General features: G+C 39.0%; 6 protein-coding genes. 2 read left to right on the top strand and 4 right to left on the bottom strand.

Going from position 1 to position 7,502, the window contains the following annotated elements:
* Positions 1 to 424: 424 nt before the first annotated feature.
* From CVD19_RS22825 to CVD19_RS22810, 4 genes are all read right to left on the bottom strand, one after another.
* Positions 425 to 1,633 (bottom strand): MFS transporter, encoded by a 1,209-nt coding sequence (locus CVD19_RS22825; RefSeq protein WP_101585481.1) that lies wholly within the window; start codon positions 1,631 to 1,633, stop codon positions 425 to 427.
* Positions 1,634 to 2,133: 500 nt separating this feature from the next.
* Positions 2,134 to 2,694, bottom strand: a complete 561-nt coding sequence (locus CVD19_RS22820; protein WP_101585480.1) for an SMI1/KNR4 family protein — start codon at positions 2,692 to 2,694, stop codon at positions 2,134 to 2,136.
* A gap of 153 nt (positions 2,695 to 2,847) precedes the next feature.
* Positions 2,848 to 3,531 (bottom strand): response regulator transcription factor, encoded by a 684-nt coding sequence (locus tag CVD19_RS22815; RefSeq protein ID WP_101585479.1) that lies wholly within the window; start codon positions 3,529 to 3,531, stop codon positions 2,848 to 2,850.
* A 39-nt stretch (positions 3,532 to 3,570) separates the two neighbouring features.
* A complete protein-coding gene (locus CVD19_RS22810; RefSeq protein WP_101585478.1) occupies positions 3,571 to 5,076 on the bottom strand; it encodes a sensor histidine kinase in 1,506 nt (501 codons plus the stop codon).
* 118 nt (positions 5,077 to 5,194) lie between these two features.
* Between CVD19_RS22810 and CVD19_RS22805 the strand changes: the two genes are divergently transcribed.
* Together CVD19_RS22805 and CVD19_RS22800 are read left to right on the top strand one after the other, a co-directional pair.
* Complete coding sequence (locus tag CVD19_RS22805) at positions 5,195 to 6,490, top strand: ABC transporter substrate-binding protein (protein ID WP_101585477.1); 1,296 nt, start codon at positions 5,195 to 5,197, stop codon at positions 6,488 to 6,490.
* A 71-nt stretch (positions 6,491 to 6,561) separates the two neighbouring features.
* Positions 6,562 to 7,461 carry a carbohydrate ABC transporter permease gene (locus CVD19_RS22800; protein WP_101585476.1) on the top strand — a complete coding sequence of 300 codons (900 nt, stop codon included), beginning with the start codon at positions 6,562 to 6,564 and terminating at the stop codon, positions 7,459 to 7,461.
* Positions 7,462 to 7,502: the final 41 nt, after the last annotated feature.

Genomic DNA, 7,502 nt, shown 5'->3' with positions numbered 1-7,502 from the left:
CAAACAGGTATCGGGGAGCTAGTTCGGTCATCTAGCCGGGTTCTAGGTGACACAAACAGGTATCGGCTAGCTGGTTCGGTCATCTAGCGGGGTTCTAGGTGACGCAAACAGGTATCGGCGAGCTAGTTCGGTCATCTAGCCGTGTTCTGGGTGACACAAACAGGTAGTAGTGGGCGGATTCGATATCCTAGGAGTGTCCGACGGGGTGGCAATGACACCGGCAATTTTATGCGACAAATGTGGCGGAAAAATATACCTTGAGTATATATATAGAAGTATATAGGAAAGAGTGCACAATTTCGGATGTTCTGTGAACAAAAAGAACCGGGCGGTTTTTGCCCGGTTTTTCTTACTGGTGGGGCCTGACCCCCAGTGCGTTAATACGATAACGCGACGGGGGTCAGGCCCCAGAGCGGGACGTTATCTACCCCGCTTGCCTTTCCGGTTCGCAAACCATGTGAGTTTTGCGGTGTTTTACATAAAAAATAATGGTTGCCGCGAGCGTGGTGCCTCCAAATATGACACACATCCACTGCAGTCCGACAACGTCGAGCAGGAAACCCGTTATCAAAAGAACTACCTGGAAGGTAACCCGGTCAAGCATGTTTCGGAAGGAGAAAAATCGGCCGTGAAAGTCCTTGGGCACCTTTGTTTGAAAAATGGTCGAAGCAGTAGGGAAAAAGCAGCCAATCGAAAATCCGAATATGACAAAAGCAAGGATGGTCAGCACCGGCTGGTCCGCCATATACAGAAGCAGCTGGGACAGGCCAATCGCGAAAGAGCTGGCAAATAAAATATTGTACGGCGAGAACTTGTAGCTGATTTGTTTGATAAAAAATGCACCGGTCATGAAGGCGATTCCTTCTGCCGTGTAGATCCACCCTTTAATGGCAGAGCTGTCCTGGAGTTCGCTGATATTGATGACCAAAAGATTGAAGCCGCCGATAAACAACAGGGGTATCAATGTCATGATTAGGGTCATTGCAACGATCGGAAGCTTGTTTATGACTGGAAATACTTCTTTAAATCCAGCCTTTTTTAAGGCCCTGCCTGTTGCCGGTAGATCTGCCTTCGTTTCATCTATGTTCAATAATAAGGTAAGGATGAACAGGATAATATACGCTGCCAATGAAAAGATATACAGCATGTATAAGGGCATGATCACCAAAAAGATTCCGCCAACAGCCGTTCCAAGTACCCTCGAAAGTGTCGCCACATTCATATGGACGCCATTCAGCTGGAGCAAATCTTTTTCAGCTACAACAAGGGGCAGTGCTGCCTGAAGTGCCGGAAAGTAAAAAGCGGCAGAAATTTGGATTAAAAAGAAAAAAATGAGCATCCACCAGATAGATCCTGTGTGAATCGCGATAAGCATGAAGATGACACTGACAGCCCTCATGACGCCGGCGCCCAGCATCACAGTTTTTTTGCTCGACTGATCAGTAAGCCGCCCTGCCCATGGGCCAACCGCTATCCCGGCAAGCAAGCCGCCGGCCATGAGGAGCGACTTGAAGAAATCGGACGGTATTTTATCCTGCATGAACTCCAAGTTTCCAATGATGCCAAGCCACAACCCGAGACCGGCGATAAACTCCCCTGTTAACAAAATCCATACGTTCCTGTTTCTCCACATCCCTTTGACCTCGCTATGTCTTATTTTTCGTGTTCCGAAATACTATTTCCATCTTACTACAGATCGTGACTGAATTGTGAAGTTTGTTAACAATTTCATTCGTGGATTTTTTAAATAAAACAAAAGTCTCGGCCGGAAGGGGTTGTCTATTGAGAGCAGTTACAGAAAATGAAAAAACAAAATTTCTATAAGCATAAATGTTAAAATTAGGTTATTGATTAGAATGTGACATATCTACCACACTATAAATTCAAGGGATACCGAATGCCAATCTTTTTCAGCCAAGGGGGAAGGAATTTGCATCCCACAGCTCCTTTTCAACCTTTGAATTTCCTCTTTAAAATCCTTTGATGATGGAATGTTGCTCATAATTGTTCACCAACCTTTTCTAGTATCTGTAACGATGATAGTTACAGAAGCTAACGAAAATTCCTTTTTATTTTCAAAAAAAGAAGCTGGATTAAAAGGTATTACCTCTCGTCCAACCTCCAAGTTATTTATTAATCATTATGTGTTCGATAATAGTTCTTGGCTGTGTAAATTGGCCAACTCCAGAAAATGTTTCCCTGAGCTACAATATATCGGTCTAAAAAGATCTCAAAATTCAAGTTTAAACGGGTGGTTTCTAAGAAGTTTGTTATAGACAGATAATTCGGGTCATTTTCTTCAAGGCATTTGCGGTCAACAACTAAATAGTGACCATCCAATAAATGAGCAATGGGTAAATAATTAGATGGCAGCAAACTTAAATCATTAAGAGACTGCTTAATTTTTTCTAATGAAAAGATATCCAACCCTCCGCCAGCATGTATATTATTGTCGATTATGATATCGAATATTGTGCTGCCATTATGTTGAAGCAGAAATTCCTTATGGTCTTCAGGCAGCATAAAATTTGTTAAATTCTCAAAATCAGTAATCGCGTCTATCATTGCTGGTGGGTTAAATTTACAAATGGCATTGCTAAGCGCGCCTGCCCGTCCTGATATGATAAGTTGATTATTAGTGTCTAGTCTTTTTTTTAATCCTTGTAGTGTTTTATGAACGAGTCTACTACCCATAAAAACTCCCCTCTATTACCTAGCGTATTGTCACAACTTTTATATTAGGAATTGGATCACTGTTGCTTACATTAAGGATTTAATTCAGTAATTCTTAGATTAATAAGTTCAAAATGGAAGGGAAGGGAAACTTTTACTCGTCCACATTTTAGATTAAGAAATCTCCTTAATTATATCGAAAAGGTTTAACTCGTTCACTTCCTCGACTACTTCTCTGGCAGTATTTCGATTAAATTTTTTTAACAGGCTGCTGACTTGTTTTTTGATAGTCTCCAATTCAACTGCACGTGCTTCGGCAATTTCCTTTCGTTTTAAACCGCTGCAAAGGAGTTTTAAAACCTCCAGTTCCGATGGTGTAAGGTTGGCGATAATTTTGAAAAAATGTGTTAGCTGATCTTCTGATTTTTTAATCCGGGCAAACTCATGTCTAATTTTTTCTGCAATAATTGGACGAATGGGTGATTGATTGTTCGCTGCGGAATAAATTGCTTCCAGTATTTCTTGTTTCGGTGCAGATTTCATTAAATAATCGACGATACCCGTTTGAAAAGCCGCAAAAACCACATTATTATCCTGATGGATCGTCAACATCACGATTTTCGTATCAGGTAAAATTTTATTAATTTCCGATGCAGCCTTTATACCCGCCATAGGGCTTTCCATCTCGATATCCATTAAAACAATGTCAGGTTTCTTTATAGCGGCATAGGCGACTGCTTCATATCCACTTTTGGCGGAACCAATCAAGGAAAGATTCCCAACGCTGTTAATAATCCTTTCGAGACGTCTTCGGTGGGCTTCCATATCATCCGCGATTAATATTTGAATGGTTTCCAAGATTCTTCCCTCCCTTAAAAATAATGTAGGGGTAAAATTTTATACCCTCTTTAGAAGCGGCAATAAAATATCAAATTGAGTATATTTCCCGAGTTCACTTGTTACTTCAATTTTTCCTCCATGGGCAGTAATGATTTTATGACAAAAGGAAAGACCGATTCCCCAATTTGTAATAGATGGTTTTGTTGAAAAAAATGGAGTGAAAATTTCATCCACGTTTTCGGCATCAATACCTGGACCGTCATCCTTAATCCTTACAGTTCCCCACTGGTCAACATGGTTAATACTCACCCAAACATTGCCCCCAGTGTTTTGTAAAGCCTCTACTGAATTTTTGATGATATTGACGGTTACTTCCTGGATTTGATCTTCATCTATCAGTACTAGATTGTTAGAACTGGATTTTTCGAAATGAATGTTCACATTCGATGTATTGGAACGGAAGTGTTTAACCGCTTTTTCAATAGGAATGTTCAGAGGTGCTCCCTTCATATTTAACGTAATCTGTTTCAGTTTGTCATTTGCCTCATTAATGCTTTGAAAGGATTTTTCGCAGGAGTCTACGATCAGTTTTAGGCTATACAGCGCATCCTCATCATTCGCGAATTTTTCCTGCAAGTATTCTGTTTCCGAACGAATCGCGAGCAAATGATTTTTGATGGCGTGGGTAAAGGCCCGAATTCCAAGGGAAGCCGTATCAATTTTTTTCTTTGTAATGATATTCATACTAGAGTAACGGGCTTCATTTGATTTGTACTTATAAACATTAATAATCATGATCACAATGGCTACAAGAACAACGAAAGGAAAAAATTGGTATTCAATTAAAAACAAATTAATCGAAGGCTGTAAATAATTTACATAGTTTTCGCTGAATGTCGCTCGAACAAAATTGGATGGCGCCCAGTAAAAAATAAATAGGTGTACAAAGGTCAAAGGCAGTAAGCTAATTAAATTATAAAGTGTATGATCTCGGATGAATCTAAGACTATTATTCATAAGGTAATGGTAGATAAATAAAGCAAAGCTGATCAATATGTACGCAAAATTTACTATCTGAAACACAATATCACCGGTGTGGCTATATTGATTATATTGGTCCAACATGCCATGATCTGAAGCAAGATTTTGAAGCTTAAGATTTATACTTGGATCATAAAAAAGGAATTGGATGATCCCAATCATACCCAGGAGAATGTATATGTAGAATAATTTTCGATTCATGTTATGGCTTGTAGCAAACAATACGGAATAACTTAATAATGAAAAATAAAAAAGGATAATACCGGTATTAAATAAGCGAATCAACGTATTCTCATCAAGGTTTTTCAGAACAAGATAAGTCCAGGTGCCTGGGCTGAAACCCAAGAATTGATTCACAATACTGAAATAATAATTAAATTTAGTTAAATAGAGTGTAAAAGCAATATAGGCTAAAATCCAGCCAATGGTTAGGGTACATAAAAAGAAGATGGAGCGGCTATCTAAGTTTTTATAAATAAAAAAAACAAGTAAAACGATACATAAAAGACTTAAAAAAATCACGGGAGTCACTCCTAGTTTGATAAAAAGGGGGAAAGAAATTTTCTACTTATTGAAAAAAATGAAAACCCTTACACTCAGTATATAACAAAATATTTAAAAAAATAAGGGGGAGAAACACATGCAAAGAATAGTTAGTTTAGTAGTTACTTTATTTTTATGCATTGGCTTAATCGCAGGCTGTGCAAGTAGTACGGAAAAAGGCAGTGCAGGTACTGGCAAGCCAAAAAAATCCAATGAAAAAGTTAGTTTAAAAATGGCGGTATTCCCAGCAGACGAGGGGGCTTTTAAAAGAGGGTACGATAATTTCAAAAAAGATCATCCAAATGTTGAAATTACGTTTGAAACCTTCCCGCAACAGCAGTATTACGAAAAAATCCGTATGCAGCTTTCAGGCGGGGATGGATATGATCTATTTACCGGTCAAATGGATAATATGATTGATACTGGTTTATTGGAACCGCTGGATAAACACATTAAAGAAAGTGAAATGGATGTTACGGGCTATGGAACGATGTATGACACCTATAAATATGAAGGAAAAGTGATGAGCCTGCCATATCGTAAATCTAACTGGATGCTCTATTATAATAAGACGTTATTCGACGAAAAAGGTGTCGAATATCCAAGCGATGATATGACATGGGATGAGTTTAGAGAACTAGCGAAAAAAATGACAAGTGGAAGCGGAGAAAATAAAATATACGGCGCATATTTACAACAATGGCCGCAAACATGGTATATGAGTGCCGTTCAAAAGGGTGCTTCCCTTATCGATAAAGACCATTCAGCATTTAAGGATGCATTGAAGCTGAGGATTGATCTGGAAAAGGATGGATCTATCATGAAATGGTCTGAACAGGTTACAACGGGAGCCCATTATAATGCAGCGTTCCAAAAAGGAAATATTGCGATGAACATTATTGGAGACTGGCATGTTGCCCAGCTTCGCCAAGCAGAAAAAGAAGGAACCTTAAAGTTTGATTGGGATGTTGTTCCGATTCCACATCCGGAGGGTGTTGCCAAGAATACATCACTTGCATTACCTGTATCGATCATGATGAATAAAAACACTAAGTATCCAAAAGAAGCCTTTGAATTCCTGAAATACATGACAGGAAAAGAAGGGGCAGAGCAACTTGCATCAGAAGGTTATTTAACCGGCTATATGGACAAGGATGTTGAAAAAGCCTATCTTGGCGATGGCACGCAAAAACCGAAAAACCTTCACTACTTCTTAGAAACAAAAGATTACCCTGAATACCCGATGCTTCCAGGTGTAAATAATATTGTGGTTTCACAAATCTTTAAACAAGAGGGCGAGCTCGCTTTCCATGGCCAGAAATCAGTGGATGACGCGATTAAGGAGATTACGAAACGTGTAAAAAACGAATGGGCAAGTAAGCACGGCAAGTAAAAATAAAAAGCAGGCACTGCTGCTAGATTAAACAGCAGTGCCCTGTTTTTTAATAGAAAGGACTGAATCCGATGAAGCAAGCGAAAAGGCCAAAATCGGCGATGATTAGACGAAACCGTTTGGTCGCCTATACCTTTCTTCTACCGAATATTATTGGTTTTGTCTTATTTATCCTCATTCCGGTTATTGCTTCTTTTTTAATGAGTTTTACATCATGGAATGGCTTCGGACAAATAGAATTTATCTGGTTTGAAAATTATCAGAATTTAATCGGAGATCCTAATTTTCGTATTTCATTTGTGAATAGCATTCTGTTTACATTAATTTCAGTGCCCATCACATTATTTTTATCTGTCTTGATTGCTATCGCTTTAAATCGGGGAATTCGCTTTGTGAAGTTCTTTAGGACAGCGGTGTTTTTACCGTATGTTACAGCAACGATTGCCGTTGCAGCGGTATGGCAGCTTATTTTCAATCCGACGATGGGTCCGATCAATGGAACATTGATGAAGTTTGGGATTGATAATCCTCCAGGCTGGTTGTCTTCAACAAGCTGGGCGTTAGTATCCGTCTCCGTGGTATATATTTGGCATTCGGTAGGTTATTATATGGTTCTCTTTTTAGCAGGGCTGCAGAATATTCCTGAACACTTGTATGAAGCAGCTGAATTGGACGGTGCAGGACCTTTAGCGAAATTTTTCCATGTAACACTACCAATGTTATCGCCTGTTATATTTTTTACGATGATCATTGGAGTCATCAATTCTTTTAAAGTCTTTGATTTAATTTATGTCCTAACAGGTGGAGGACCTGGAAGATCAACACATGTCCTTGTGTACGATATTTATAATACTGCCTTTAAGCAATTTGAATATGGATACGCTTCTTCCATGGCCTATGTGTTATTTCTCATCATCCTGATTTTCGCTTTTATCCAATTTAAAGGTCAAAAAAAATGGGTGAATTATTAATGTCAGTATTAAATCGATGTGTAAGAGAGACGAAAGGAGCT

This window comes from Bacillus sp. T33-2, assembly GCF_002860205.1.
Classification (GTDB): Bacteria; Bacillota; Bacilli; order Bacillales; family Cytobacillaceae; genus T33-2.
Note: the sequence above shows the minus strand (reverse complement) of the source record. Positions and strands in the feature narration are given on the sequence as shown.

Excerpts from the sequence above, each read along its gene's own strand:
- CVD19_RS22825 (WP_101585481.1), bottom strand. The coding sequence starts at position 1,633 with ATGTGGAGAAACAGGAACGTATGGATTTTGTTAACAGGGGAGTTTATC.
- CVD19_RS22820 (WP_101585480.1), bottom strand. The coding sequence starts at position 2,694 with ATGGGTAGTAGACTCGTTCATAAAACACTACAAGGATTAAAAAAAAGA.
- CVD19_RS22805 (WP_101585477.1), top strand. The coding sequence starts at position 5,195 with ATGCAAAGAATAGTTAGTTTAGTAGTTACTTTATTTTTATGCATTGGC.
- CVD19_RS22800 (WP_101585476.1), top strand. The coding sequence starts at position 6,562 with ATGAAGCAAGCGAAAAGGCCAAAATCGGCGATGATTAGACGAAACCGT.